Genomic DNA, 25,027 nt, shown 5'->3' with positions numbered 1-25,027 from the left:
TGAGCACCAGCTTAGTTTAATCTGGGAAAATATAAAATAAAAAACAGGAAAAGCCGCGTCCAGCTCAAGCGCCCGACGAGTCTTCCTTCATCCCGGGCGCCTCTGCTTTTAGTTTAGAATACTTGTTCAACTTCTCGAATGCCTGGTACTTCAGCTGTCAGGGCGCGTTCAATACCAGCTTTCAGGGTAATGGTTGAACTTGGGCAGCTTCCACACGCTCCCATCAAACGTAGACGTACAATACCATCTTCCACATCAACTAGTTCCACATCCCCGCCGTCACGAAGTAAGAATGGACGGAGTTTGCCAATTACTTCATTTACTTCTTCAAACATCAACCATCTTCTCCTTTCTTACTCTTACACTTATTATAAAACGTTTACGTGAAAAAATCTATTCTTGATGACCAGGAATCTTAAATTACTTGAGAATCATTATCATTTTAACTTTTTCTGCGTATTTTGTAAAATATAATTAACCAGGAATGAAGGGGGAACTGCAAACGATGGAAAAGGAGATTACAATTACGGTTTATGGTGCGGATCAGATTTGTGCAAGCTGTGTGAATGCACCCGGTTCAAAGGATACGTATGAGTGGCTTCAGGCTGCTATTGCACGTAAGTATGGGGATGCCAATATTCATTACACTTATGTGGATATATTTTCTCCTCCAGAAGATGAAAAAATACAGGACCTCGCCCGGCGTGTAGCAGACGATGAGTTTTTTTATCCCCTGGTGCTTGTAGACGATGAGATTGCAGGAGAAGGGAATCCTCGCTTAAAAACGATCTATTCCAAATTGGAGGAAAAAGGTCTGCAGCCAAAAATGTAAAAGAAAATCAAACCAGCAGCTAATTTTAAGGATGGAGTGGGTGTCGTGAAAATCAATTTTACCAAAATGCATGGGCTGGGAAATAATTATATTTACATTAATATGTTTCAGGAGACGTTAAAAGAGGAAGATCTCCCTTCCATTGCAGTGGATGTGTCCAATATAAATACGGGTATTGGTTCAGATGGGCTGATTCTCATTACCCCTTCAGACAAAGCGGAAGTCGGCATGAGAATTTTTAATAAGGATGGATCTGAAGGCAGAAACTGCGGAAATGGTTTACGGTGTGTTGCTAAATATGCCTATGAGCATCACCTGGTCCATTCCGATCATTTTACGATAGAAACGAAAGCAGGGATTGTGGATGCTTATATAACGCTGGAAAATGGTGACGTTTCTGCTATTACCGTTGATATGGGGATTCCCGAACTAAATAGAAGGAATATTCCTATGATAGGAACCAATAGGGAAAAGGTTGTTTCCGAGCCCTTTGACATTGGTGCAGAAACGCTGGAAGTAACAGCTGTATCAATGGGGAATCCACATGCTGTCTTTTTTGTTGATGATATTGAAAAAAGCCCGTTATATGAATTAGGACCTTCTATTTCTACCGACCATCGTTTCCCTGAAGGTGTTAATTGTGAGTTCATTGAAGTTGTTAATCCCCGTGAAATTAACTTTCGGGTGTGGGAAAGAGGTTCAGGCGTGACGCAGGCCTGCGGAACAGGTGCCTGTGCATCTGTAGTCGCTTCTATATTAAATGGATACAGTCGTAAAAACGAGGAGGTTTGTGTTCATTTAGGCGGAGGAGATTTATGGATCAAATGGGCAGCCGATGGTCATGTCTGGATGAGAGGACCTGCTGAAACCGTAGCGAAAGGGGAATATTACTGGTTAAATGGATAAATTCATCATTTTATTTCGATTTAGAGAACCAGAAAATTGAAGTAGCCATTTAAAAATGTTACTATACTGACTAAGAAAAGGAGGTTTTAGTAAATGGCTATAACCATCACGGAAAATGCAAAAATGCAAATTAATGAAATGATGAAAAATGAAGACGAGCAAAGTGTGAATTTACGCTTTGGTGTAAAAGGGGGAGGCTGCAGTGGCCTATCCTATGCACTTGGTTTTGACTATGATATTACCGATGAAGATGAACAAATGGAGGTAAATGGCATTCCGGTTGCCATTCGCAAAGAGGATATCCCTATTGTTGAAGGAACAACGATTGATTTCAAACAAAACATGATGGGCGGCGGTTTTACGATTGATAATCCGAATGCCATTGTATCATGCGGATGCGGCTCCTCATTTAAGACGAAAACAAATGTAGGATCACCGGAGAAGTGCTAATACATGTCCGCTGAAAGTCTGCCTGAATGTTCATGAAATACACATTTAGGCAGACTTTTTTTATTTAATAAAATTCCGGTGACAGGGTTTGTGTTGTTTGGCAAAAGATTATTTTTCACAAATGTGGACGTGTTAGAAAAAATGGACAAGGTGATAAGGATAATGGAATAACCGAATGAATAGATTTGGAAATAAACGTTAATACCTTCTCAAAAATGAACAGCCATACTCGAATGATTTAATAACATTTACATATTCAGATAACTTTAAACAGGTCCAAGTGTATTTTCCAAAAGATTTCTGCGGGATCATCGTTGTTCACAGAAGGTTAGGGAGATTTACCAAGAAGAGAGAGGAGCAGGGTACTTTATGAAAAAACCAAGTTTATTAACGCAAATTTTACTGGCTTTTGTTATTGCCATTATTTTGGGGGCAATAGTAGGACCGGATATTAAGGTTGTACAGCCCTTGGGAGATTTATTTCTCCGTCTCATTCAATTTATTATCGTTCCGTTAATTTTGTCCACACTAATCGTTGGTGTAGCAGGTACCGGAAATGTGAAAAAACTGGGACGTATGGGTGGTAAAACCATTATTTACTACCTGGCAACCTCGGCAATTGCTATCACTATTGGACTGGGAATTGGTTATGTTTTACAGCCTGGAGCTGGAGTTGACATACCTTCTGAATCTGTTGGGGATGAACCAGTGACGGAAGAACAGAACGTGACGGACACCCTTCTGAATATTATTCCACAGAATCCATTTCAGGCTATGGTTGAGGGAGAAATTCTCCAAATAATCTTTTTCGCTCTTTTTGTGGGTATAGCGATATCCCTCGTCGGTGAAAAAGCACAGACTGTCTACCGATTCTTTGAAGGCTTTGCGGAAGTGATGTACAAAATCACAGGAATGATTATTCTCCTTGCGCCTATTGGTGTGTTTGGATTGATTGCACCGGTAGTTGGAGAATATGGTATTGGTGTTATTCTGCCTTTATTAAAAGTTATTTTAGGTGTACTTATTGCTTGTCTTCTTCACGCCATCATTACCTATTCCATGGTTGTCAAAGCTTTCGGTAAAATGAATCCGCTCGTTTTCTTTAAAGGAATTGCTCCTGCCGGGTTATTTGCGTTTAGTTCTGCCAGTAGTGCAGGTACATTGCCGTTAACCATGAAAAACGCACAGGAAAATCTGGGCGTGTCTCAGAAAACCAGTAGCTTTGTCCTTCCACTCGGGGCAACCATAAACATGGATGGTACGGCCATATATCAAGGTGTAGCAGTGCTTTTTATTGCCCAGTTCTATGGGATTGAGTTAAGCATCTCACAGCTTTTATCTGTCGTTCTTATTGCAACATTAGCTTCTATTGGAACAGCAGGGGTGCCAGGTGCGGGGATGATTATGCTGACCCTCGTACTCACGAATATCAATTTACCGCTTGGGGGCATTGCGCTTATTGCCGGTGTGGATCGTATTTTGGATATGTTCCGGACTTCTATAAACGTCATTGGTGACGCTGCCGGAGCTGTAGTTGTAGATCGTACAGAGAAAAAGCATGCGGATGAAGATAAGAATCTGGAATATAGTGTGTAATAGCGAATAGAATTTATTATTTAACAAAAACCCCATTCACATGAAAAGAATGTGAATGGGGTTTTATCACAATAAATGGTGTATTCTACTTATGCCGTCGGACCTAACCGCTCGCCTCCGCTTTTAATTGTCCAGCTGCGGCTCGCAGGCCCAAGCGGTCATAAGCAGAATCCCCTCCATGGCCAAAAAGCGGCCACTCCGGAGATTCTGCTTATGCCGTCGGACCTAACCGCTCGCCTCCGCTTTTAAATCTACTGCGGGAACATGCTTGTGGAGTGTTTTGGCTGGATTTTTGCTTTTGGGTCCATGTATTGTTTGGCATTGTTTACCGCTGTTGGACCTTCTCCAAACCCTGATGCAATGAGATTTACTTTGCCAGGATATGTACAGATGTCACCGGCTGCATAAATGCCGGGGATGTTTGTTTCCATTTTTGAATTGACAACGATGCTGTTTTTCTCGATTTCAAGTTCCCAATCTTTTATCGGTCCCAATGATGAAATGAATCCATAGTTTACGATGATATCATCAACAGCTATGGTTTCTGTTTCTTCTGATTTGGCTTTTTGTAGTACGACTTTTTCAATTTTATCCTCACCAATCAGCTCATTTGGAGCATAAGGCGTTTTAATTGCAACTGATGAATTCATCAGACGCTCTACACTGTGTTCATGAGCACGGAATTTATCCCGACGGTGAACCAAAGTGACTTTTTTGGCGATTTCCTCTAACATTAAGGCCCAGTCGACTGCTGAATCTCCACCTCCGCAAATCATGACTTCACGATCTTTAAAGGCTTCCATATTCGGAACATGGTAATGAAGGTTGGTCTCCTCAAACCTTTCACTGTCTTCTATTTTTAATCGACGAGGCTGGAAGGCACCATTTCCTGCTGTAATAATTATCGTTTTTGTGTAATGGACTTCCTTATTGGTTACCAGTTTAATCGTACCATCTTCTAATCGGTCAACAGTGTCAACCGATTGCTCCAGGACAATCTCAGGATCAAACTGATTGGCCTGCTCAAGCAGGTCATCCACTAATTTTTGTGCGCGAACCTTTGGAAATCCGGCAACATCATAAATATATTTTTCTGGATACAGTGCGGACAGTTGCCCTCCTACATGTGGAAGACTTTCAATAATTTTTACACTAGCCTGCCGCATTCCTCCGTAAAAGGCTGTGAATAAGCCAACAGGGCCAGCGCCGATGATGGTTATATCATAAATCTGATCTGACATGGTTATTCCCCCAATCTGAAAAATTCAGTGTATGAAAATAAACTTATCCCGAATAAGTGTAAAGAGCTAAAGAGCTTAAAGACAACGTACATCCTATATTGTAGCATATTGTTATTTTGAATTCTTTTCTTGTTTCATGTCTATTCATGAATTTTATTAATAAGATATATAAATTTATAATATATCAGAATAATCAGAATAATTTCAACATGGATATTGAACTATAAAGGGTTGAAAATAACATAAAAAAGTTCTATTATTGTCATGGGTAAATCATTATAACACTTTTGTGACAGTGCTTTCGTCTTTATATCTTTATTTACATTTACATAAGTGAATGATGTCACAAGCGGTCGTATAAGACTAAGGCTATGTATACCTGGAAAACAAAAATAGCAAATGGATGTGATAAAAAATGAGAAATCCCAGAGTTGTGATTTTGGGCGCCGGTTATGGCGGAATCATGACAGCTGTCAAATTGCAAAAGATGGTGGGAACAAATGAAGTAGATATTACTTTGGTGAACAAGCATGACTACCACTATCAGACCACATGGCTGCATGAAAATTCAGCTGGTACGTTACATCATGATCAGACAAGAATTCCAATTAAAGATGTTGTTGATTTTAACAAGGTGAACTTTGTACAGGATACCGTAGAATCTATTGATCCAAAATCTCAAAAGGTTCAATTAGAGAATGGGGAACTGGAATATGATTATTTGGTCGTAGGATTAGGCTTTGAAACAGCAACCTTTGGCATAAAAGGCTTAGAAGAAAATGCATTAATGATTAGTAATATTAATAATGCCCGCTTAATTCGCGAACATCTTGAATATAATTTCTCCCGTTATAACAATGAACCTGAAAAACGTGACGATTTGATTACGATCGCTGTTGGAGGAGCAGGCTTTACTGGTATGGAGTTTGTTGGTGAGCTGGCCAACCGTGTACCTGAACTATGTAATGAATATGATATTCCACGTGAGAAGGTACGTATCCTTACTATTGAAGCTGGTCCTACTGCATTGGCAGGCTTTGATGAAGAGTTAGTGGAATATGCCATGAATCGTCTGGAAGCTAAAGGCGTGGAATTCTTAATTGGTACCCCTGTTAAGGAAGCTACTGAAGACGGAATCATTGTCGAGAAGGATGGTCAGGAAGAAGAGATTAAAACGAAAAACTTCATCTGGGCTGCAGGTGTTAAGGCGAATTCCATCGTAGCAGAGTCCGGTTTTGAAGTGAACCGTGGAAAAGTGGAAGTACGTGATGATATGCGTGCTCCTGATTATGATAATGTATTTGTGGTTGGAGACTGTGCTCTTATTATGAATGAAGAAACAGGCCGTCCTTATCCTCCAACTGCACAAATTGCTATGCAGGAAGCTGAAGTTATTGCTCATAACCTGAAAGCACTGGTTCGTGGCAGCAATGAACTTGAGTCCTTTGAATTTAACAATCGAGGTACCGTTGCTTCCCTGGGCTCACGTGATGCCATCGGTGTTGTCTTTGGGGATAAGAAGCTTTATGGCTGGACAGCATCCGCAATGAAAAAAATTATTGATAACCGTTATTTACTGAAATTAGGTGGAATTGGTCTGTTACTGAAAAAAGGGAAGTTTAACTTTTTTCATTAATCGTTAAATAAGGTCTATGAAATAGCAAAGGCTTTTGGATGCCTTTGCTATTTTTTTGTGATATCTTTTATAGTATACATACCTATGTGTAGGGGGAGAAGACTTTGGAGTTTAACATTCTGCATCTGATCGTGGGTTCATTACTGTTTTTTGTCCTGTTCTTTGGAATTGCTTTTATACTGAATATGCTTTTAAGAAAAACCTGGGTAATGGCTTTTATTTATCCCTTTATTGTATTTCTGATTGTGGATGATTTTACATTTGGAAATTATTTTACAAATACTGCCTGGGCTCTGCAGGAATTAGGTACGAACTTGCTGCAATTAAAAATGATGGATATTGTGATGCTATCTATGGGATTTATAGGAACCATTGTCTCGGGTATTGTAATCAGGACCCTGAGGTCAAAAGGTTATCAAATGTTTTAACAGACAGAAAAACTTCGCTAAGAAAATGTTGGCGAAGTTTTTCTATTTAATGCAGAAATTAATCTCTAATTTGTATAAAAAAACGTAAAGTGGACATGATGACATCCAGAGAGGTGTTATCATGAAAAGGAAGATTTTGAGAGGAACCATTACTGGAATTCTTCTTTTAAGTGCCTTGTTCACAACGTATATGAGCGTTGCAAATCTATCTGCAGAGGACTTAAAAGCCTGGTTCCGTAATGATGGGGAAACCATAGTAGTCTCTGGAAGTATGAATGATTTGAAGCATGAGAAGAAGACACTGGACCTTAAGGAAAAGAATATTAACAACATACGTCCAAGTAAACGATACATTTCGAGTCAAAAGGTAAATGCACCAGAAAGTCTTCGTGACGCTATTGATTTTTCAAAATATCCAACAGAAACAGTAATGGCTACAGGATATACAGCAGGTGCAGAATCGACAGGGAAAAACCCCGGCCATAAATTGTACGGAATTACGTACTCAGGTGTGAAAGTGCGCCGGGACTTATACTCAACGATTGCTGCAGATTTGGATAAGTTCCCTATTGGCACGATTTTGTTTATCCCTGATTATGGATATGGGGTCGTCGCTGATAAGGGTGGAGCTATTCAGGGAAATAAAATTGACTTGTATTATGAGACTGTTGAAGACGTTTATGATCACTGGGGTAAAAGGAAGGTAGAGGTTTATGTTGTCAAAAAAGGCGACGGTACCCTTACTTCTGAAACGCTGAATAAACTCAATGAGAATGAAGCCCTGCAGGTGTTTCGTGAAAGAATTAAAAAGAACTAAGGGCAATCCATGAAGGAATACTGATGAAAGAAGTATCCAGACAACTTTAATTGGTGGCATTAGCAGCCAAAGCGCTCCGAATACTGAGCGCTTTGTTGCGTTTAGATTGAAAAATCATAGAAAGAAAATCAGGCCAGCTTTGAAATAAAGGATACTCGTTTGACTAAAATGACGGCCAGAGATGCCACTAGAAATGTCAGACCGGTGTCTTTAATAAGAAAAGGCAGCATTATCACCCAGGCTCCTCCGTATGAAATAGCTCCTCCAATCCAGGTGTTTAAAGCAAGATAAAGAAAGGAAGTTCCTATTCCATAATTTACGAGAAGTCCGGCAAAACTTGCAGTGATGTATGTAGCGAATGAGGGAGAAGAGCTTTTTTCCACAATGTAACCGGCAATCCATGCAACAAAAATGAAGGACAGAATAAATCCCCCTGTAGGCGTCATTAACTGAGCAAAGCCCGCCTGCATGTCAGCAAAAACAGGTACCCCGATAATTCCAACCATACAATAGACAAACATTGAAAATGCGCCAAGTCTTCTGCCTAACATTAAACCGGCGAGAGTTGCAAAGAATGTCTGAAGTGTGATTTCTACGGTGGCACCTCCAAAAGTAACCTTTAAAAAGGGCAACCATACAACAATATTTGCACCTATTGCCATCAAACCTACAAATAAGGCACCAAGTGTTAAGTCTATTGTATGGAAGTCATTTTTTGATCTGTTAACCATGCTCCTCACTCCTTTATAACATATCTTAAAGGGGAGCACGCCTATTGTCAACTTCATATTTTAAAAGGTTAACAATAATGGTCATTTACCAGTGTAATTCCATAACCAGCCTGCAGCAGTCCATATCCTTTGTTTGTGCAATTAAGGTAATCCGAATATTATCGGGATTAAAATCCACTTCAGCCGGATGGGAAATATCCAGACTGTTAATGAGATTTTTAACTTTTTCATGCTCTGATTTTTGCGCAGCATCCATAACTTTAAAGGCAAATTCCTTTGAATGGGCAAATTCCTCAATAATGATTTCAGCATCCTGCATGAGAACCTGAAATGCCTGAGCTGATTCTGTGAAATTTGTGGTGTCAATGTCCGGATAGGGATTCTGTCTGAAGACTTTTGGCTTGTGATCTGTATGAAAAAAGCTAGGGATATAAAAGTAAGGGGGTAACAAATAATGCATTGTATCAGCCTCCTTTATCATCACTATATGATGAAGGAAGGCGGGTGTGTAAAAAAGTGGATTTATAAAAAATGCTCCATGGTTATTGCTTAATAAACCGGAATATAGCAAAGGTTTATTGAAGACCGAAACCTCTATACTATTGGCCGATATAGGCTTGAAATTAATTGATACATTTTGCTGCCTGACGGATATTTGCACGACACGGAACGAATACATAAGCAAATCGACCAATAAATTCATTGAATCGATTATTAGCTCTTTTTATAATTTAATTAAAAAAAAAACTATCACGGTGATCATGCCGTGATAGGGGAATTGTGATTGATTAACTGAATTTTCGGCCCAACCTGTCGCCTTCGCTTTTCTACTTAATAATCGTGTCCAAGGCGATTTCCATCATGTCGTTGAAGGTGGTTTGTCTTTCTTCTGCTGTCGTTTCTTCACCGGTAATAATGTGGTCACTCACTGTCAGGATGGACAGGGCTTCCCGATTGAATTTAGCAGCAAGTGTATACAGTGCTGTAGTCTCCATTTCAACAGCCAGCACATTATATTTAGCTAACAACTGATTTAGTTCCTGTGCGTTGTCACGATAAAAGCTGTCACTGGTAAATACGTTACCTACTTTTGGTGCGATATCTTTATTTGTACTTACATCATATGCATTTTTAAGTAAATGAAAATTTGCAGAAGGAGCAAAATCGATGTTCCCAAAAGTCACTCGATTCATTTGGGAGTCAGTTGTTGATGTGGATGCTAAAATAACATCGCGCACATTTACATCCTTCTGTAAAGCACCACAGGATCCAACACGGATGAGCTTCTGAACATCATACTCCTGAATCAGCTCGTTTACATAAATCGATATGGAAGGGACACCCATTCCTGTCCCCTGAACAGACACTTTTTCACCTTTGTAAGTTCCTGTAAATCCATACATACCACGAACCTCATTGTAGCAGACCGGATTTTTAAGATAGGTTTCAGCTATGTATTTAGCCCGCAGCGGATCGCCGGGTAACAGGATTTTATCTGCTATTTCACCTTTTTTTGCGCCAATATGTACACTCATGAATATCTACCTCCTGATTAATCTAAGTTAAAATTATCACATACCCATTCGAAACACAAATAAGGAAGGGTCAATCAATTTTGCTCTTTTTCGTTTTTTGTTATAATACATTTAAATAGGTACTGAAAAAGGTTGTGACTGCAGAATGGAATTTTTATATTTCCCTGAAGATAAAATGGAATACTTCCCCGGAATCATTGTTGTTCTGTTTTTCTGTGTTATTGCCGTTATTGTGACACGGATGTTTATTAAAATTTCCAAGAGAGAAGAAGCAAAGTTTGATGAACAATATGGTGAAAAAATGGACATTAACCGCCAGAATAAGCAGGATGAATAAATGACTCACCTCAACTCAAAAACTGGAGTTGAGGTGTTTTTCTTTGTCCGGTTTAATTTAACAGCTCTTTGGTAAAACTACCCTTGTAACCTAACGATGAGAAAGGTAGTTGTTCGTTGTGAAATATGTACGTACCTTGTTCATGTTCTTGATTTTGATGGCTTTAACTGCTTGTCAGGATGAAAGCCGTTCTCCTATTGAAATTGACATGTACAATCCAGATGGTGATTCCCTTGGCAAAGCCACTTTAGCGGAGGATCCAAATGGAGTTAAAATTACGCTTAATTTATCTGGTCTTAAACCTGGGTTGCACGGAATTCATGTTCACGAATTCCCAAAATGTGATGGCCCTGATTTTAAGTCTGCGGGAAACCATCTGAATCCTGATTCCAAGCTGCACGGATTAATGCATCCGGAAGGTCCGCATCTGGGAGATATGCCAAATATTGAAGCGGATCCGGACGGAAAGCTGTCCGATGTTGAAGTCACTGTGCAGGAAGCTACATTAAAAGATGGAAAGAAATCGTTATTAAAAGGCGAAGGGACGTCTTTGATTATTACCGAAGAGCAGGACGATGGAATTACCCAGCCGGCAGGAAATTCTGGGAAGCGTATGGCGTGCGGAAAAATTACGTTAGGAGAAAGCAATGAATCAGAGACGCCATCAAACCCTGCTGATGATGGGCCGCAGAAAGAAGAATAAATAAGAATGGGAAGTAAAAAATGCTTGGGTTACCCAAGCATTTTTTGTGGATTTAATTACATATCTTTTAAAGCTGCTAAAATACGATTTACACCTTCTACCACGGTTTCTTTAGGACAGGCAATATTCATTCGCATAAAACCATCACCTTCATGCCCAAAAGAAAGTCCGTCGTTTAATCCGACCTTTGCTTTGGATTGGAAAAACTGTTTTAATTCACTGGAGCTTAAATTCATGCTGCGACAGTCGAGCCATAGCAAATATGTACCCTCTGAATCTAAAACGTTTATGAGATTTGTATTGTCATGAAAAGCTTTTTGTACATATTCTTTGTTTTCATGTAATACCTCAAGCAGCTTGTCAAGCCATTCCTCGCCATGTAAATAAGCAGCTTCCATTGCGACAATCGCGAATGTATTCAGCATACCAAGACCCTGGCTGGAAAACTGGTCCTTGATCTTTTGGCGTTTATCTTTATTAGGGACAATTAAATAGGACCCCTGCAGCCCCGCTAAATTGAAGGTTTTTGAAGGTGCCATACAGGTAACAGCATTCTGACTGAATTTTTCTGATAGGGAGGCAATGGGTACATGAGTATATTCTTTATAGGTTAAATCCCCATGTATTTCATCTGAAACAATGGTTACGTTATGTTTTAAACAAATGTCAGCCATTGTCGTAAGCTCCTCCTTCGTCCAGACACGTCCCAAAGGGTTATGAGGACTGCACAGAATAAACATGGTTACCTGATGATCAATGATCTGCTGTTCAAAATCATCAAAATCAATCTCGTACTTTCCTTCTTTTAACTGTAGACTGTTTTTTACAACATGACGATTATGCTTTTTCACGGCATCATAAAATGGTGGATAAACAGGAGTCTGAATTAAAACATGATCTTCTTCATTTGTTAAAGCCTGAACCACCATATGTAAAGAAGTGACGACTCCTGGACTGAAAAGAAGCCAGTCTGTATTGATTTCCCAGTGATGCTGCTTGTTCACCCACCCATGGATTGCGTCCTTTAAAGGCTGGTCAGTCACACTGTAGCCGTAGATATTATGCTTAGCGCGCTCGGTGATAGCCTCCTGAACGGCATCGACGGAAGGAAAGTCCATATCAGCAACCCACATAGGCAGTACATCTTTATCTTTAAAGAAGGTTTTCGTTAAATCCCATTTCACCGATCTGGTTCCTTTACGATCCCATTTCTGCTGAAACTTTTCCACTTTAATCACCTCTCCTAACTACAATATGATATTATTATCATAACGAATAAGGAACAAAAAGAGAAATGATTCATACAGAAGTCAGGCAAAGCAAAAAAAAGCAAAGCGCCTAAAACGCTTTGCTACACAGGGGGAATACGAGAAAGTCTTACGTTATATAATATAACCGCATTATACAATTCTTAAACATGATTTTTTAAATTTTTTGTGGGTGAATCGAACTAAATTATACTCTGTACCAAATAAAATTCAGGCTGCAAGTCCTTTTGCCTGCCACCTCAGTTTATGATAAAATCATATATTGCGTAAAGAATCGAGAAAAAATAGTCGGGAGTTGTTTTGTGATGGAAGAGAAAATAGAAGTTGGTCAGGTCATAGAAGGTAAGGTGACAGGAATTCAGCCTTATGGTGCCTTTGTAGCACTAAATGATCAAACACAGGGGCTTGTTCATATTTCTGAGGTTACTCATGGGTATGTAAAAGATATTCATGAACATTTAAAAATTGGGGATGTCGTCCAAGTTAAGGTTCTCAATATTAATGAAGAGGAGGGGAAGTATTCTCTTTCAATTCGTGCTACAGAAGAGCCTCCTAAAAAACAGCCGGTCCAGGAACAAAAACCAGCACGTACTAAAGAACAGCCTGATACAAACGCGGCAGTTGGCTTTAACACACTTAAGGACAAGCTGGAGGACTGGATTCAGCAATCAAAAGAACGTGAGGAAACCTATCGTCATTAAGAACTAAGACGTACTATTTCGTACATGATAAAAAAACGGCATCGACTGATTCTCAATCAGTATCGATGCTTTTTTTAAGAAAGGAGCTTATACAATGGAAAACTTCACTTTTTATAATCCGACAAAGCTTGTATTCGGCAAAGGACAAATGGAAAATTTGAAAACCTTCATCCCTGCTCACTCAAAAAATATATTGATCGTATACGGTGGGGGAAGCATAAAGAAAAATGGAGTTTACGACAAGGTAGTAGAAGAGCTGACATCTCTGAATCTTAATATTCATGAGTTAGCTGGTGTTGAACCTAATCCCCGATTAGCAACAGTAAAAAAAGGTGCTGAAATTTGTAAACGGGAGAATGTTGATTTTATCCTTGCAGTAGGAGGCGGCAGTGTGATTGATTGTACCAAAACCATTTCCGCTGCAGCTAAATACGACGGAGACCCTTGGGATTTCGTTACGAAAAAGGCCAGACCTGAGGATGCTGTACCATTTGGAACCGTGCTGACATTGGCGGCAACAGGTTCTGAGATGAACGCCGGAGCTGTGATTACCAACTGGGAAACGAATGAAAAGTATGGCTGGGGTAGTCCATTGTTATTCCCGCAGTTTTCCATACTTGATCCGGAGAATACATACACCGTGCCTGAGAATCAGACGGTTTACGGGATTGTCGATATGATGACTCACATTTTTGAACAATATTTCCATCAGCCAACCTATTCACCGGTTCAGGACAGAATGTGTGAAGGGGTGCTTCAGTCCATCATTGAAACTGCACCTAAACTGCTGGAGGACTTAGAATCCTATGATCATAGGGAGACCATTCTGTATGCAGGTACGATAGCACTAAATGGCATGCTTCAAATGGGTTACAAAGGGGATTGGGCAACTCATAATATTGAGCATGCCGTATCAGCCGTGTATGATATTCCTCATGCAGGTGGATTGGCCATCCTGTTCCCAAATTGGATGAAGCATAATGTTGAAGTGAATACAGAACGTTTTAAACAATTAGCCGTTCGTGTCTTTCATGTGGATCCGGCAGAGAAATCGGACGAGCAGATTGCCTTGGAAGGTATCAATGAGCTCCGTAAATTCTGGGATTCACTGGGTGCACCTAATCGTCTTGCAGATTATGATATTGATGAATCCAAATTTGATCAAATTGCTGAACACGCAATATTTAACGGCGCATTCGGAAACTTCCATAAGCTTGAAAAGGATGACGTTTTAGAGATTTTACGCAAATCGTTATAATTTTGCGGTTTGTCCTTGTTTATTCGCGATATAATAAGAGTGAACCAACACAGCAAAGGAGTAATAGCTATGACACATGTTAAGTTTCGCTACAATTATGCAACAGATTATGTCCAGGAGCATGAGATTGACTATATGAAAGATGCTGTAAAAACAGCTCACCATACTTTACATAACCAGACGGGTGCCGGGAATGACTTTTTAGGATGGCTTGATCTTCCAACGAACTATGATAAAGAGGAATTTGCAAGAATTGAACAGGCGGCTAAAAAGATTCAGCAGGACTCCGATGTTTTACTTGTGATTGGAATTGGGGGCTCCTATCTTGGGGCTAAAGCTGCTATTGAAGCTTTAAACCATTCCTTTTATAACATGCTATCCAGTGAACAGCGCAAATATCCACAGGTGATTTTTGCCGGTAATAACATTAGTGGTCCTTATGTAAAGGAATTGTTTGATGTATTAGAAGGTAAAGATGTTTCGGTGAATGTTATTTCCAAAAGTGGAACTACAACGGAACCTGCGATGGCGTTTCGTGTATTCCGTAAGTTCTTAATTGATAAATACGGGGAAGAAGAAGCGAAAAAACGTATTTTTGCCACTACAGATAAAGAAAAAGGTGCCCTGAAGAAACTGGCAACCGATGAAGGCTATGAAACCTTTGTTATTCCGGATGATGTCGGAGGCCGTTATTCTGTACTGACAGCTGTTGGTTTACTGCCTATTGCTGTAACAGGCGTGGACATTTCCAGTATGATGCAAGGGGCGGAACAGGCCTCGAAAGATCTTAACCATGAAGATCTGTCTGAAAACCCTGCTTATCAGTATGCAGCCATTCGAAATATTCTGTATCGCAAAGGAAAGTCCATTGAGCTGTTAGTTAACTATGAGCCGGCTCTTCAATACTTTTCCGAATGGTGGAAGCAGCTCTATGGAGAAAGTGAAGGGAAGGATCATAAGGGTATTTATCCATCATCCGTCAACTTCTCAACAGACCTCCATTCCCTGGGACAGTTCATCCAGGATGGACGTAAGCAAATGTTCGAAACGGTCTTACAGGTAAATGAGCCACGTACAGACATTGACATGCCGGAAGATGACCAGAACCTTGATGGATTAAACTACCTGGCAGGAAAAACCTTTGATGATGTCAATAAAAAGGCATTTCAGGGTACATTGCTCGCCCATACAGACGGTCAGGTTCCAAACTTAATTCTGGAAGTACCGAAACTGGATGCTTATACATTCGGCTATCTTGTTTACTTCTTTGAAAAATCCTGTGCCATCAGCGGATACTTGATGGGCGTAAACCCATTCGACCAGCCAGGCGTAGAAGCCTACAAAAAGAACATGTTCGCCCTCCTCGGCAAACCAGGCTTTGAAGAGGAAAAAGAAAAACTCGAAAAACGATTTAAGTAAGAAGAAAAGCGGAGGCGACTGTTTAGGCCCGACAGCATAAGCATAACCCCCGGAGTGGCATGGTTTTGGCCACGTAGGGGGTTATGCTTATGACTGCTTGGGCCTAGGAGCCGCAGCTGGACAAAGAAAAGCGGAGACGACTGTTCAGGATCTAAAAAACCGCCATTTCATATTTATGGAATGGCGGTTTTTCATATTTCGGCTCTGATTGATAGTGGCCGGAATTTTTTATCCGTCAAATTACGAGTTCTATCGGTCGATTTCTCCTTGGTATCGACCGATTTACACTTTAATCGCGTCAACTAGTTGCATTTATCAGTCAAAGATCAATTTTAAAATAATCCATCAGTTGATTTTGAGCTGATATCAGTCACCTGTAGAAGGGTATCCACGAAATTAAGCCTTTATCCACCGATTTTCCAATGACATCAGTTGAAATGCAACATGAATCAGTATAATGGAATCCTATCGGTTATTAACCTCCATTAATCAATCAAAATCATGGATCAATCCGTCAGTTTTATGGATTAATCAATCAGTAATACGGATTTATCCGTCAGAGCACTCCAGAATCCAGCCCCCACCCCCAATAGCAGGTCCAGTCATAATATGGCAACTCATATATTCATGGGAACAAGAAGGAACGGTTATACTATGCCTAACATTCCTATAGAAAAGGTGAGTTGTTATGCTTCAATTAGATTCAGCTATTGAAAATCAGGTATTTTCGTTAAATGAATTGGAAAATAAATTAAAACCCCTTAACTTTACAATAGGCAGTAACTGGGAATACGATCATGGTTATTTTGATAATCAACTGCAAAGTGAGGGTACCTATTATTTTTTGCGTATTCCCTTTAATGCAGAAATTGGTCAATTGGATGAGCCGGGTGTCCAGGTAAGAGTAGGCAGACCCTTTTTGTTAGGACACCAGTATGCTTCGGGTACGGATGAGGATGCTGTGATTGGAAATATGACAGCCATTGTGAACCAGTTCCAATCCCCTGTTGATCCTGATACTGAAGTACCTGAGGATATTCAGAGCAAGGGTGATGAGCTTATAAAAACAGTGGAACAGGCATTACTCTCTTAAGGAAACGAGAACAATCAGCTTATCTCCTTTTTCCAAATCCATCTGGAAGGGCGGATTAATCAGTACATCCCCTTTCCGGATGATTCCCAATAATAATTCATCTTTTTTTACATAATCATTCGAGCATTCCAGAAATGTCCGTCCTATCTGCTCGTCTGGCAGTTCATGCTGATTATATTGCTGGCTGGCCAATTGCTCCAGCATAATGTCAAACGGTTTGACTGGCTGTTCACGGTAAACCTCATGGAAAAAAAGCGTACTCATAAAATCATTTGACCGAATAACCGTATCCGCACCTGCTCTCTCAGCATTAGGAATTTGGTTTTTCGTTAAAATTTCCGTACTAATCGGTACCTCGGGGTTTACTCCTCTGACGGCAACCGTTGACAATATGGCCAATTGATCGGCTTGTTTTTCAGGTCTTGATTGATCAGAAGTAATAATCACGTGTCTTGCTTCAGATATATTTGCTTTTTTTAACGTATCATCCAAAGAGGCGTCCCCGTGAATAAAATGGAAATGGTAATGATGTTTAGGGCTTTTGCTCAGGGAATTATCAACCAGCACAACCTCTTCCGTTGGTTTAAAATCATTAATCATATTTAATAGTTGCCTTGACCTTTCATTCCAGCCAATGAGAACGACATGATTTTTTCCTTTATAAGCGACATTGCCTTTTTCCATCTCTTTTTCACGTTCCACGGCCCCTGAAGCTACCGTCACCATGTAGTATGTAACAATTCCTCCTCCTGCAAGAATCATCAAAATACCAATAACCTTTCCCAGAATGCTATTGGGTACAAAATCTCCATATCCTACCGTTGAACCCGTAACAAAGGCCCACCAAAGCCCGTCAAAAAGGCTGGGAAAATTAACAGGTTCCACAAAATGCATGACACTGCCAAATAAAAACATGAAGAAAATGACCGTTAACAAAAGCCGTAAATATATAGGAATCTGAAAATACCAGCGAAACAACATTTGAAGCATTCTTCCCCGCACCTTTCAACGATCTGTTAAGTTTGATATACTTTTTTGGCCAGATGTGCTATTTTTTCTCATATGCACTAGTTTGACTAAAAGCATTTCAATACATACATGAAGGAGTGAAACCTATGCTTGAAAATCAATCTTTTTTAATGGATTTATTAAAAACCCCATCTCCATCCAGTATGGAAATGGAAATTCAGAAAAAATGGATGAACTACATCAGACCGTATGCAGATGAAATTAAAACTGACCATGCCGGAAATGTGATTGGTGTATTAAACCCGGACGCAAAGTTCAAAGTTTTGCTGGCCGGTCATTCTGATGAAATTGGGTTTGTAATTACAAGAATTGAGGATAATGGCTTTCTTCGTATAAGCAAGATGGGTGGTATAAGTCCTAAGATTGCAGTTGGGATGAAGGTACATATTCTCGGAGAAAACCAGACGTTAACAGGTGTGATTGGGGCTAATGCCGAGCATCATGGTGGCGTGAAAGAAAAGCTTGAATTTGAAGATTTGTACATTGATTGCGGTGCGAAATCCAAGGATGAAATCGCAAAATCTGTACAAATTGGTGATCTGGCCATTTATAAACGGGAACCAGAAGTACTGATGGATCGATATATTACAGGCAGAGGACTCGATAATCGGACAGGTGCCTTTATGGTTGCTGAAGTGCTACGAAAATTATCTGAAAAGGACATTCAGGTAGGGGTTTACGCGGCTAGCACTGTAAATGAAGAAACCAATATGGGAGGAGCTTATTTTGCTGCAGCTGGTATTAAGCCGACGATGGCCATTGCCTGTGACGTCACCTTTGCTACAGATTACCCAGGTGTAAATACGACAAAACATGGGGATATCCAATTGGACAAAGGACCTGTACTCGCGAAAGGGGCTCCTATTAATCGTAAAATAAACAAACTGCTGCAGCATTCAGCTCAAAATTTAAATATGGCTGTTCAATATGAGCTGACACCAAGAAACACAGGTACCGATGCAGATAAGATGCGTTATACAGGTGCAGGTGTCCCTATAAGCCTGGTTTCCCTGCCGCTTCGGTATATGCACTCACCTGTTGAAACTGCCAGCATGAAGGATATGGAGGAAGAGATTGATTTAATCGTTCATATGATTGAAGGATTAAAGGGGAATGAATCGTTGAATCCATTGGAGGACGAACATTAAAAACTTTAAGCAAAACACTATGCATATGAGGATAAGTACGCTATAATATAGATAAATAAAAAAATGAATAGCCATTCAATCTTCGGGGCAGGGTGAAATTCCCGACCGACGGTGATGAGCTTCACTGAAGTTCTAAGTCCGTGACCCGTGAGGTAATAACCGAGCGGCTGAGCCAGTGTGAATCTGGGACCGACAGTAAAGTCTGGATGGGAGAAGATGTGAAGCGATATAGGAAAAGCGGAGACGATAAGGCAGGATGTAAAAGCTTGCTTTGGTACTCATTGACGGCTTCTATATATGGTTCAGAACCTTTAATACAGGCCATTGCTGAATTGTCCAGTTTTGTGCAAATAACGGACAAACGATTATGTGGAAGTACGTTCATCATATGTCTCCGGACTTTATTACCCGCTGCTTGCAAACCCTAAAGCCCCTTATAGCTTTAGGGTTTATTATGTTTTGGCAGGTTTTGGGGGTCGCTTCCCTTCACTTTTGAGATTTGAATGGTAAAGTGAGGGAGGAGAAGGATCGATGCAACAATCATCAAATTTATTAAAGCTTATTATTTTAGCTATCTTATCAACTATTGCCATGGTATTAATGCTGCTCAATTTTCCCTTGCCGTTTTTACCAGGGTACCTGAAAATTGACTTTAGTGATGTGCCGGCAATTATAGCAGCCTTTATATTTTCACCTGTAGCCGGTGTAATTGTTGAAGCAATGAAAAATGTCATTTATTTTCTTTATTCAGGAGCAGGAGATCCGGTAGGCGTTGTTTCAAATTTTATTGCCGGTGCAATGTTCGTATTACCGGTTTCCATCTTGTATCACAAATATAAGTCAGTAAAAAGTGTTATTTCAGGTATCGTTACAAGTACAGTAATTATGGCTATTGGGATGTCGGTCTTAAATTATTTTCTCATTCTGCCTGCCTATTCATGGTTCATGGGCTGGGAAACGATGAGTGATACAGTGAAATTATCCACAGTATTAGTGGGGATTTTACCGTTTAATGCCATTAAGGGAGCAGTTGTTGCCTTGCTGCTGATTCCTTTATTTGTAAAAATCAAGCCATGGATAGAGGAAAAGCAAATGAATCTGGCCAGGTAAGAACTAATGTGGAAGCCTCCGTTTAAAATTTCTATACAACAAAAAAAGGAGTTGTCTCCCTTTCAGAGATAACTCCTTTTTTCATAAACTTGCCGCAACTGGACAAAGAAAAGAAGTGGAGCCGGAGCTGGATCAACGGCCGCTTCCGTCCTTTGTAGGCTCTAGTCACGTTTGGAGACAACACCAAGTGTACATCTGGATATGGAAATTAATTGGTTATTCTCATCCTCAACTTTAATTTCCCATACCATGGTCCGGCTTCCGATATGTATTGGCTCAGCCGTACCTGTCACCATTCCTGAACGCTTACTTCTTAGATGATTGGCATTGATTTCAATTCCAAATACGTTTTGCGTTTCGATGTCAATATTTAAAGCACCGCCAATGCTGGCAGCGGTTTCAGCCAACGCAACACTGGCACCGCCATGCAGATAACCAAAAGGCTGATGGGTTTTGGGACCTACAGGCATGGATAAAACCACTCGATTTGGATTCATTTCAACCATCTCGATATCTAAGGCTTCAAGCATTGTATTGGAAGTCTGCATCATATCCATATGGTTTCTTCCCTCCCGGAGCAATTTTTTATTACGCATTAACTGACCGTAAATTTAGTTTACCATGCGTGAATGGGAAGTGCTACTCTTTACAAAGAAACATCCGTAAAAATTTAACAGTCAACAATTGAAGCGTTCCACAATCCTGTTGTAAGGGGAACTGCTTGAGATACAGTGAAAAAGGGATTAAAATAAGATTGGATTTTAAGTTCCGTGTTAAAATAATAAAAGTGTGTGTAAGAAGTCCCTTTTGTTTTGGAGGTAGTGAAAATGATCGAAACCCGACAGCAACGGTTTACCGAGTCTATAAGTGAAGCACTTGATTATCAGGCTCACAAGGATACACCACAGCTGTTTAGCTATACAGAGAAAATAGCAGGTGTTGAGGAGATCAACCCGATTGCTGTTTTTCAATATACACAGTCTTTCAAAGGATCGAGATTTTTCTGGACAAGTCCTGAAGACGGAATGGTCCTTATCGGTTTAGGGTCGGCCTATCAGTTTAAAGAGAATAAAACTAACGGAGACCGTTTTGAACATGTCCACTCTGAGTGGAATGACTTGCTGAAATCCGTTTACATCGATAACCCATATAACCAGCCTGGCACAGGACCCGTCATCATGGGTGGTTTTTCCTTTGATCCTGAAGAATCCAGTGAGCTTTGGGAAAATTATCCGAGCAGTCAGATGACGTTACCTGAGTATATTATTACGATAGATGACAGTGACGCCTATCTAACCTGTCATATCCGGTTCGATGGACAAGTGGATATAGAAAATTGCAGGGCGTCATTTACTCAGATGATAGAGACAATGAAGCAGCATCCACAACAAGGTTCTAAGGATCCTGAATGTGTAAATCAGCAGGCGAAAAGTGCTGAGGAATGGAAAGAAACGGTGAGATCTGCAACAGAACGTATTGAAAATAAACAGATGAATAAGGTAGTCCTGGCTCGGGAATTGCGGGTATCCTTTACTCAGACGATCCCTGTTTCCAGGGTGCTGGAAAACCTGCTGGAGCAGCAAAAGCAAAGCTATATTTTTGCATTGGAAAGCGGAGAGGACTGTTTTATTGGAGCAACTCCCGAAAGATTGGTGAAGGTGGAAAATGGAGAACTCCTTTCCACCTGTCTCGCCGGTACCTCCCCGAGAGGTGAAACACCCCAAGAGGATGAGGTGTTAGGAAACGAACTGCTTTATGATGAGAAAAATCGGATGGAGCATGCTTTTGTGGTTGATATGATTAAGCAAGCTATAGAAGCCTGCAGTGACAATGTAGAAGTGCCGGAATCTCCTGTACTGTACAAACTTCGAAATCTGCAGCACTTATATACACCAGTAAAGGGGAAGTTACGGGAAGGACATTCTTTATTAGAGGTAGTCAGAAGTCTCCATCCTACACCGGCTATGGGAGGGGTACCCCGTGAAGAAGCCCTATCATTTATAAAAGAAGAGGAGAAGGCGGACAGAGGCTGGTATTCAGCTCCTATTGGATGGATGGATGCGATGGATAATGGTGAATTCGCTGTAGCCATCCGGTCTGGTTTAATCCAAAAAAATGAAGCTTCTTTATTTGCGGGCTGTGGTATTGTTAAGGATTCAGATCCGGAAAAAGAATTCCAGGAAACCCAGATAAAATTTTCACCTATGCTAATGGCGCTAGGAGGATTACAATGAGCCACCAGGAAAAACTAACCTATTATATTGCACAATTCGTAGATGAGCTTGCGAGAAGTGGGATTACAGACGTTGTCATTTCTCCGGGCTCACGTTCCACTCCTCTGGCGCTAACGTTCGCTGAGCATTCATCAATCAAACACTGGGTCAATCTTGATGAACGGTCGGCAGCGTTTTTTGCTTTAGGCATGGCAAAAGAACAAAATCGTCCGGTCGCATTAGTCTGTACTTCCGGAACGGCTACCGCTAATTACTATCCGGCTATTATTGAGGCCTATTACAGCAGGGTTCCGCTGGTTGTTTTGACAGCTGATCGTCCGCATGAGCTTAGGGACGTGGGAGCTCCTCAAGCAATTGACCAAATCAAAATGTATGGGGATTACGTCAAATGGTTTCATGAAATGGCCTTACCGGAAAAGCATGAATCGATGCTGAATTATGCACGAAGTATGGCTTCCCGTGCTGCAGCAACAGCATATGAAGGTAATCCCGGACCGGTACAGTTGAATTTTCCATTACGCGAACCTCTCGTCCCTGATTTTCATCTTCCGGATATTTGGGAAAGTCCGACAAAAGATGTTTATTTTCCCCATGTTTCGGGTATACGTACATTGGATGAACGTCAGCTTGATCGAGTACTCACCCAGCTTGCCGACAGAAAGCAGGGGTTATTAGTCTGTGGTCCGCAAATGGATACAGGGCTGCGTGAGAGTATTGCCAGGCTCGCTAAGACCTGGAATATCCCGATTTTAGCGGATCCCCTTTCCCAGATCAGAACAGGACCTCATTCCAAAGAGCTCGTGATTGAAAGCTACGATTCTATTTTAAAAAGCTCCAAGGTTCGCAGTTCGCTAAAGCCTGACTTCATTATACGCTTTGGTGCTATGCCTGTTTCCAAGCCTTATCGTTTCTTTATGGAGGAAAATCCGGACATCCTTCACATTGTGGTTGAGGCATATGAGGGCTATCGGGAACCAACCCTTACAAACACACATTACATATACAGTGACCCTGCCCAATTCTGCATACAGAGCGCTGATTACAGTGCTGGTATGGAAATGGATCCCGATTGGACAGATAAATGGAAAAAACTGAATCAGATGGTAAGACGGAAATGGGCAGAAGGGGAAGAATTAACGGAAGGTCATGCTGTGTCCATTCTTAATCAGGTGATAAAGGATCAGCATCTTCTGTTTGTCGGAAATAGTATGCCTATCAGGGATGTGGATACATTCTTTACCGCTATTGACCGGGATTGTGTCATTGCGGGCAACCGGGGAGCAAATGGAATTGATGGAACGATTTCCTCTGCTGCTGGAGCTGCGGCACATGGGAGAAAGGTTACATTATTACTGGGGGACTTAACCTTTTTCCATGACTTAAATGGCTTACATGCGGTCAAACAATATGGAATTGATTTAACCGTGATTGTTATTAATAATAATGGCGGGGGAATATTTTCCTTCCTCCCACAAGCGAAGGAATCATCGGACCATTTTGAGGTCTTATTCGGTACACCTCTCGACTTGGACTTTCAGCACGCGGTGACCATGTATGGAGGTCATTATGAAAGAATAACCTCTCTGGAACATTTAAAGTCTTCTTTAAATCAGGCCTATAATAATGGAGGATTAAAGGTTCTAGAGGTTCAGACCAACCGAGAGGAAAATGCGGAGTGGCACCGTAAGCAATGGAATGAAATCGAAGCGTATGCCCTGGAAATTTCAGGTGAAAACTGATGTATATGAACGTTGATGGAAAAAAATATTGGGTAGAAGAGGAAGGAACAGGGGAACCCCTCGTTCTTTTCCACGGGTTTACAGGTTCAACGAAAACCTGGGCTTCCTTTATTTCGCAATGGTCAAAAAATTTTCAGGTCATTAACCTTGATCTTCCAGGGCATGGGAAAACCATTGTTCAAGAACCATTTTCCATGGAAAGCGTTTGTGATGATTTAGATCAGGTATTGAAAAAACTTGGTCTGAAGAAGGTCCATTTGCTTGGTTATTCGATGGGAGGAAGGACGGCTCTATCTTTTGCCCGTTTTTATCCGGAAAATATAAATACCCTGATTCTGGAAAGTGCCTCACCAGGATTAAAGACGCAGGAAGAGCAGGAGAAGCGTCAAAATAGGGATGAACAGCTGGCCAAAAAAGTGGAAACAGAAGGGCTGGCTTCGTTTGTGGATTACTGGTCGGCCATTCCTTTATTTGAAACCCAGAAATCCCTTCCTAAGCGGGTTCAAAATCAGCTGAAACAGGAACGTCTCAGTCATGAACCAAAGGGACTGGCAGCCTCGCTTCGTTATATGGGGACAGGTACACAGCCCTCGTGGTGGAAGGAACTACGTGAAGTTCATGCACAAACGTTATTATTGACAGGCGCTCTTGATGCGAAATTCACTTCCATTAATCATGAGATGCAGGAAAGGCTCCCCAATGCACAGCATCAGATCATTAAGGATGCCGGCCATACAATTCATGTGGAAAGACCCCGAATTTTTGGTAAAATAGTAAGTGATTTCATCTTACATAAATAAGTTTTAAGGATTAGAA

General features: G+C 40.8%; 26 protein-coding genes and 1 riboswitch. Of the genes, 18 read left to right on the top strand and 8 right to left on the bottom strand.

Translation table 11 applies throughout. The annotated features are described in order from the left end of the window. Window positions 1-113 precede the first annotated feature (113 nt). On the bottom strand, window positions 114-335 hold the full coding sequence (locus tag ACZ5OK_RS13245; RefSeq protein ID WP_044163291.1) for a NifU family protein: 222 nt from the start codon (window positions 333-335) through the stop codon (window positions 114-116). Window positions 336-505: 170 nt separating this feature from the next. Between ACZ5OK_RS13245 and ACZ5OK_RS13240 the strand changes: the two genes are divergently transcribed. The 4 genes from ACZ5OK_RS13240 (at window position 506) to ACZ5OK_RS13225 (ending at window position 3,784) form a co-directional block, all read left to right on the top strand. Beyond that, window positions 506-832: a YuzD family protein gene (locus ACZ5OK_RS13240; protein ID WP_343842634.1), complete on the top strand. Its 327-nt coding sequence runs from the start codon at window positions 506-508 to the stop codon at window positions 830-832. Between the two features lie 45 nt (window positions 833-877). Continuing rightward, window positions 878-1,738 carry a diaminopimelate epimerase gene (gene dapF, locus ACZ5OK_RS13235; RefSeq protein ID WP_343842637.1) on the top strand — a complete coding sequence of 287 codons (861 nt, stop codon included), beginning with the start codon at window positions 878-880 and terminating at the stop codon, window positions 1,736-1,738. Between the two features lie 93 nt (window positions 1,739-1,831). Further along, the gene (locus tag ACZ5OK_RS13230; RefSeq protein ID WP_343842639.1) at window positions 1,832-2,188 is read left to right on the top strand and encodes a HesB/IscA family protein; all 357 of its coding nucleotides are present in this window, start codon (window positions 1,832-1,834) and stop codon (window positions 2,186-2,188) included. 369 nt (window positions 2,189-2,557) lie between these two features. Beyond that, window positions 2,558-3,784, top strand: a complete 1,227-nt coding sequence (locus tag ACZ5OK_RS13225; RefSeq protein ID WP_343842641.1) for a dicarboxylate/amino acid:cation symporter — start codon at window positions 2,558-2,560, stop codon at window positions 3,782-3,784. 251 nt (window positions 3,785-4,035) lie between these two features. Here ACZ5OK_RS13225 and ACZ5OK_RS13220 read toward each other — a convergent pair whose 3' ends face one another. Further along, window positions 4,036-5,025, bottom strand: coding sequence for an NAD(P)/FAD-dependent oxidoreductase (locus ACZ5OK_RS13220; RefSeq protein WP_343842644.1), 990 nt, complete (start codon window positions 5,023-5,025; stop codon window positions 4,036-4,038). Between the two features lie 415 nt (window positions 5,026-5,440). Here ACZ5OK_RS13220 and ACZ5OK_RS13215 point away from each other — a divergent pair, with 415 nt between their 5' ends. The 3 genes from ACZ5OK_RS13215 (at window position 5,441) to ACZ5OK_RS13205 (ending at window position 7,906) form a co-directional block, all read left to right on the top strand. Then, entirely contained in the window at window positions 5,441-6,661 is a 1,221-nt protein-coding gene (locus ACZ5OK_RS13215) for an NAD(P)/FAD-dependent oxidoreductase (RefSeq protein WP_343842646.1), read from the top strand. A 104-nt stretch (window positions 6,662-6,765) separates the two neighbouring features. Further along, window positions 6,766-7,089, top strand: coding sequence for a YuiB family protein (locus ACZ5OK_RS13210; protein WP_343842649.1), 324 nt, complete (start codon window positions 6,766-6,768; stop codon window positions 7,087-7,089). 121 nt (window positions 7,090-7,210) lie between these two features. Continuing rightward, a complete protein-coding gene (locus ACZ5OK_RS13205) occupies window positions 7,211-7,906 on the top strand; it encodes a 3D domain-containing protein (RefSeq protein ID WP_343842652.1) in 696 nt (231 codons plus the stop codon). A gap of 128 nt (window positions 7,907-8,034) precedes the next feature. Here ACZ5OK_RS13205 and ACZ5OK_RS13200 read toward each other — a convergent pair whose 3' ends face one another. The 3 genes from ACZ5OK_RS13200 to deoD form a co-directional block, all read right to left on the bottom strand. Continuing rightward, the gene (locus ACZ5OK_RS13200) at window positions 8,035-8,637 is read right to left on the bottom strand and encodes a biotin transporter BioY (protein ID WP_343842654.1); all 603 of its coding nucleotides are present in this window, start codon (window positions 8,635-8,637) and stop codon (window positions 8,035-8,037) included. A gap of 85 nt (window positions 8,638-8,722) precedes the next feature. Beyond that, window positions 8,723-9,097: a YuzC family spore coat inner layer protein gene (locus tag ACZ5OK_RS13195; protein ID WP_343842657.1), complete on the bottom strand. Its 375-nt coding sequence runs from the start codon at window positions 9,095-9,097 to the stop codon at window positions 8,723-8,725. Window positions 9,098-9,464: 367 nt separating this feature from the next. After that, the gene (deoD, locus tag ACZ5OK_RS13190; RefSeq protein ID WP_343842660.1) at window positions 9,465-10,172 is read right to left on the bottom strand and encodes a purine-nucleoside phosphorylase; all 708 of its coding nucleotides are present in this window, start codon (window positions 10,170-10,172) and stop codon (window positions 9,465-9,467) included. Window positions 10,173-10,317: 145 nt separating this feature from the next. Between deoD and ACZ5OK_RS13185 the strand changes: the two genes are divergently transcribed. Together ACZ5OK_RS13185 and ACZ5OK_RS13180 are read left to right on the top strand one after the other, a co-directional pair. After that, window positions 10,318-10,509: a hypothetical protein gene (locus ACZ5OK_RS13185; RefSeq protein WP_343842663.1), complete on the top strand. Its 192-nt coding sequence runs from the start codon at window positions 10,318-10,320 to the stop codon at window positions 10,507-10,509. Window positions 10,510-10,627: 118 nt separating this feature from the next. Further along, on the top strand, window positions 10,628-11,212 hold the full coding sequence (locus ACZ5OK_RS13180) for a superoxide dismutase family protein (RefSeq protein ID WP_343842750.1): 585 nt from the start codon (window positions 10,628-10,630) through the stop codon (window positions 11,210-11,212). Window positions 11,213-11,268: 56 nt separating this feature from the next. Here ACZ5OK_RS13180 and ACZ5OK_RS13175 read toward each other — a convergent pair whose 3' ends face one another. Then, window positions 11,269-12,441, bottom strand: coding sequence for a MalY/PatB family protein (locus ACZ5OK_RS13175; protein WP_343842666.1), 1,173 nt, complete (start codon window positions 12,439-12,441; stop codon window positions 11,269-11,271). A 344-nt stretch (window positions 12,442-12,785) separates the two neighbouring features. Here ACZ5OK_RS13175 and yugI point away from each other — a divergent pair, with 344 nt between their 5' ends. The 4 genes from yugI (at window position 12,786) to ACZ5OK_RS13155 (ending at window position 16,951) form a co-directional block, all read left to right on the top strand. Further along, the gene (gene yugI, locus ACZ5OK_RS13170; RefSeq protein WP_044163313.1) at window positions 12,786-13,181 is read left to right on the top strand and encodes a S1 domain-containing post-transcriptional regulator GSP13; all 396 of its coding nucleotides are present in this window, start codon (window positions 12,786-12,788) and stop codon (window positions 13,179-13,181) included. Window positions 13,182-13,275: 94 nt separating this feature from the next. After that, the gene (locus ACZ5OK_RS13165; RefSeq protein ID WP_343842671.1) at window positions 13,276-14,439 is read left to right on the top strand and encodes an iron-containing alcohol dehydrogenase; all 1,164 of its coding nucleotides are present in this window, start codon (window positions 13,276-13,278) and stop codon (window positions 14,437-14,439) included. A 69-nt stretch (window positions 14,440-14,508) separates the two neighbouring features. Beyond that, window positions 14,509-15,858 carry a glucose-6-phosphate isomerase gene (locus tag ACZ5OK_RS13160; protein WP_343842674.1) on the top strand — a complete coding sequence of 450 codons (1,350 nt, stop codon included), beginning with the start codon at window positions 14,509-14,511 and terminating at the stop codon, window positions 15,856-15,858. Window positions 15,859-16,546: 688 nt separating this feature from the next. After that, on the top strand, window positions 16,547-16,951 hold the full coding sequence (locus ACZ5OK_RS13155) for a YugN-like family protein (RefSeq protein WP_343842677.1): 405 nt from the start codon (window positions 16,547-16,549) through the stop codon (window positions 16,949-16,951). Here ACZ5OK_RS13155 and ACZ5OK_RS13150 read toward each other — a convergent pair. Beyond that, entirely contained in the window at window positions 16,940-17,941 is a 1,002-nt protein-coding gene (locus ACZ5OK_RS13150; protein ID WP_343842680.1) for a potassium channel family protein, read from the bottom strand. The two genes, ACZ5OK_RS13155 and ACZ5OK_RS13150, sit on opposite strands and share 12 nt — an antisense overlap. A 125-nt stretch (window positions 17,942-18,066) precedes the next feature. On the opposite strand from ACZ5OK_RS13150, the gene ACZ5OK_RS13145 reads away from it, so the two are divergent. Beyond that, the gene (locus ACZ5OK_RS13145) at window positions 18,067-19,128 is read left to right on the top strand and encodes a M20/M25/M40 family metallo-hydrolase (protein WP_343842682.1); all 1,062 of its coding nucleotides are present in this window, start codon (window positions 18,067-18,069) and stop codon (window positions 19,126-19,128) included. Window positions 19,129-19,202: 74 nt separating this feature from the next. Continuing rightward, a riboswitch (FMN riboswitch) is annotated at window positions 19,203-19,350 on the top strand. Between the two features lie 309 nt (window positions 19,351-19,659). Further along, window positions 19,660-20,238: an ECF transporter S component gene (locus tag ACZ5OK_RS13140; RefSeq protein ID WP_343842685.1), complete on the top strand. Its 579-nt coding sequence runs from the start codon at window positions 19,660-19,662 to the stop codon at window positions 20,236-20,238. A 161-nt stretch (window positions 20,239-20,399) separates the two neighbouring features. On the opposite strand, the gene ACZ5OK_RS13135 is transcribed toward ACZ5OK_RS13140, so the two are convergent. Continuing rightward, window positions 20,400-20,786: a hotdog fold thioesterase gene (locus ACZ5OK_RS13135; protein ID WP_343842753.1), complete on the bottom strand. Its 387-nt coding sequence runs from the start codon at window positions 20,784-20,786 to the stop codon at window positions 20,400-20,402. Between the two features lie 279 nt (window positions 20,787-21,065). Between ACZ5OK_RS13135 and ACZ5OK_RS13130 the strand changes: the two genes are divergently transcribed. The 3 genes from ACZ5OK_RS13130 to menH are packed head-to-tail and all read left to right on the top strand — an operon-like array spanning window position 21,066 to window position 25,011. Then, complete coding sequence (locus ACZ5OK_RS13130; RefSeq protein WP_343842688.1) at window positions 21,066-22,472, top strand: isochorismate synthase; 1,407 nt, start codon at window positions 21,066-21,068, stop codon at window positions 22,470-22,472. Continuing rightward, window positions 22,469-24,211: a 2-succinyl-5-enolpyruvyl-6-hydroxy-3-cyclohexene-1-carboxylic-acid synthase gene (gene menD / locus ACZ5OK_RS13125; RefSeq protein ID WP_343842691.1), complete on the top strand. Its 1,743-nt coding sequence runs from the start codon at window positions 22,469-22,471 to the stop codon at window positions 24,209-24,211. The genes ACZ5OK_RS13130 and menD overlap by 4 nt, the downstream gene beginning before the upstream one ends. Continuing rightward, a complete protein-coding gene (gene menH / locus ACZ5OK_RS13120; RefSeq protein ID WP_343842693.1) occupies window positions 24,211-25,011 on the top strand; it encodes a 2-succinyl-6-hydroxy-2,4-cyclohexadiene-1-carboxylate synthase in 801 nt (266 codons plus the stop codon). Before menD ends, menH begins: the two co-directional genes overlap by 1 nt. Window positions 25,012-25,027: the final 16 nt, after the last annotated feature.

It is taken from the genome of Salinibacillus aidingensis (genome assembly GCF_055393355.1).
Note: the sequence above shows the minus strand (reverse complement) of the source record. Positions and strands in the feature narration are given on the sequence as shown.

Coding starts and splice junctions, on each gene's coding strand:
- ACZ5OK_RS13220 (WP_343842644.1), bottom strand. CDS start 5,025: ATGTCAGATCAGATTTATGATATAACCATCATCGGCGCTGGCCCTGTT.
- ACZ5OK_RS13205 (WP_343842652.1), top strand. CDS start 7,211: ATGAAAAGGAAGATTTTGAGAGGAACCATTACTGGAATTCTTCTTTTA.
- ACZ5OK_RS13185 (WP_343842663.1), top strand. CDS start 10,318: ATGGAATTTTTATATTTCCCTGAAGATAAAATGGAATACTTCCCCGGA.
- yugI (WP_044163313.1), top strand. CDS start 12,786: ATGGAAGAGAAAATAGAAGTTGGTCAGGTCATAGAAGGTAAGGTGACA.
- menH (WP_343842693.1), top strand. CDS start 24,211: ATGTATATGAACGTTGATGGAAAAAAATATTGGGTAGAAGAGGAAGGA.
- ACZ5OK_RS13215 (WP_343842646.1), top strand. CDS start 5,441: ATGAGAAATCCCAGAGTTGTGATTTTGGGCGCCGGTTATGGCGGAATC.
- ACZ5OK_RS13225 (WP_343842641.1), top strand. CDS start 2,558: ATGAAAAAACCAAGTTTATTAACGCAAATTTTACTGGCTTTTGTTATT.
- ACZ5OK_RS13135 (WP_343842753.1), bottom strand. CDS start 20,786: ATGCAGACTTCCAATACAATGCTTGAAGCCTTAGATATCGAGATGGTT.
- ACZ5OK_RS13145 (WP_343842682.1), top strand. CDS start 18,067: ATGCTTGAAAATCAATCTTTTTTAATGGATTTATTAAAAACCCCATCT.
- ACZ5OK_RS13165 (WP_343842671.1), top strand. CDS start 13,276: ATGGAAAACTTCACTTTTTATAATCCGACAAAGCTTGTATTCGGCAAA.
- ACZ5OK_RS13155 (WP_343842677.1), top strand. CDS start 16,547: ATGCTTCAATTAGATTCAGCTATTGAAAATCAGGTATTTTCGTTAAAT.
- ACZ5OK_RS13150 (WP_343842680.1), bottom strand. CDS start 17,941: ATGCTTCAAATGTTGTTTCGCTGGTATTTTCAGATTCCTATATATTTA.
- deoD (WP_343842660.1), bottom strand. CDS start 10,172: ATGAGTGTACATATTGGCGCAAAAAAAGGTGAAATAGCAGATAAAATC.
- menD (WP_343842691.1), top strand. CDS start 22,469: ATGAGCCACCAGGAAAAACTAACCTATTATATTGCACAATTCGTAGAT.
- ACZ5OK_RS13240 (WP_343842634.1), top strand. CDS start 506: ATGGAAAAGGAGATTACAATTACGGTTTATGGTGCGGATCAGATTTGT.
- ACZ5OK_RS13230 (WP_343842639.1), top strand. CDS start 1,832: ATGGCTATAACCATCACGGAAAATGCAAAAATGCAAATTAATGAAATG.
- ACZ5OK_RS13140 (WP_343842685.1), top strand. CDS start 19,660: ATGCAACAATCATCAAATTTATTAAAGCTTATTATTTTAGCTATCTTA.
- ACZ5OK_RS13245 (WP_044163291.1), bottom strand. CDS start 335: ATGTTTGAAGAAGTAAATGAAGTAATTGGCAAACTCCGTCCATTCTTA.
- ACZ5OK_RS13160 (WP_343842674.1), top strand. CDS start 14,509: ATGACACATGTTAAGTTTCGCTACAATTATGCAACAGATTATGTCCAG.
- ACZ5OK_RS13200 (WP_343842654.1), bottom strand. CDS start 8,637: ATGGTTAACAGATCAAAAAATGACTTCCATACAATAGACTTAACACTT.
- ACZ5OK_RS13195 (WP_343842657.1), bottom strand. CDS start 9,097: ATGCATTATTTGTTACCCCCTTACTTTTATATCCCTAGCTTTTTTCAT.
- ACZ5OK_RS13130 (WP_343842688.1), top strand. CDS start 21,066: ATGATCGAAACCCGACAGCAACGGTTTACCGAGTCTATAAGTGAAGCA.